The sequence below is a fragment of the Streptomyces sp. NPDC060209 genome, from assembly GCF_042728155.1.
In the GTDB taxonomy this organism is placed as follows: domain Bacteria; phylum Actinomycetota; class Actinomycetes; order Streptomycetales; family Streptomycetaceae; genus Streptomyces.
Map to the genome: position 1 here is coordinate 1 of NZ_JBHWZS010000588.1, position 1,138 is coordinate 1,138.

General features: G+C 70.1%; 1 protein-coding gene. It reads left to right on the plus strand.

What is annotated here, in order from left to right:
• Positions 1 to 175: 175 nt before the first annotated feature.
• A complete protein-coding gene (locus ACFWFI_RS42745; protein WP_387401386.1) occupies positions 176 to 1,102 on the plus strand; it encodes a Yip1 family protein in 927 nt (308 codons plus the stop codon).
• Positions 1,103 to 1,138: the final 36 nt, after the last annotated feature.

The window sequence follows — 1,138 nt, forward strand, 5'->3', positions numbered from 1 at the left end:
GACCTGCCTCGGGGGCAGGACCGGCCGCTTCCGTGTGTCAGGGGTGCCACCGGGGGCCCTGAGGTGCCGCAGGCCCCCCAGGGTTCCCCTAGGGGATGTCACAGCTAGGCCGCAATGGGCCCCGTGTTCCCCCGGCCCTCACACCGCACCCACACGGACCAGGTACGTTCGATGTGTGGCTGGATTCAGGATCGGACGCGGCCGGGACAACCGCACACCGCAACAACACCCGCAGCAGCAACAGCCGTACGGCGCGCAGGCATCACCGCCGCCGTACGGCGGGCAGTCGTGGCCCCCGGCAGGAGGCAACGGCGCACCGTACGGAGGCCCTCAGGGCGCCCCGTACAGCGGCGGGCACGGCGGCAACGGACACGGGGGTGGGAACGGACACGCAGGCGGACACGGCGAACCGGAGTACTTCGGCGACCCGTACCACCAGCCCTCGCAACAGGACCCGTATGCCAACGCGCCGGGGCACACCCAGGCGTTCAGCATCAACGAGGACCCGTACGGCGACGGGAACACCTACCAGGCCGGCCAGGCCCCCGCGCAGCCCTCAGGCCCGCGGCTGCACTGGAAGCAGCTGCTGAGCGGCATCGTGATGCGGCCGGGACCGACGTTCTGGCAGATGCGCGACTACCCCGTATGGGGCACCGCGATCGCCGTCACGTTCGTCTACGGCCTGCTCGCACTCTTCGGCTTCGACCAGGCACGCGACGAGGCGATCCACGCGGAGGTCTCCACGGCCGCCCCGTACGTGATCTTCACCGGCATCGGCTTCGTCATCGGTGGGCTGGTCCTCGGCGCGGTCACCCACACGCTGGCCCGCCAGCTCGGCGGCACGGGCTCCTGGCAGCCGACGGTGGGCCTGTCGATGCTCATCATGTCGATCACGGACGCGCCCCGCCTGGTCTTCGCCCTGTTCCTCGGCGGCGAGAACTCCCTGGTCCAGATCCTCGGGTGGATCACCTGGCTGGCCGCCGGAGCGCTCTTCACCTCGATGGTGAGCAAGTCGCACGACCTGCCGTGGCCGAAGGCCCTGGGCGCCTCCGCGATCCAGCTGATCGCACTGCTCTCGATCATCAAGCTCGGCACGATCTGAGATCCGACACGTAGGAGGGGCCCCGGTGCATGGCAC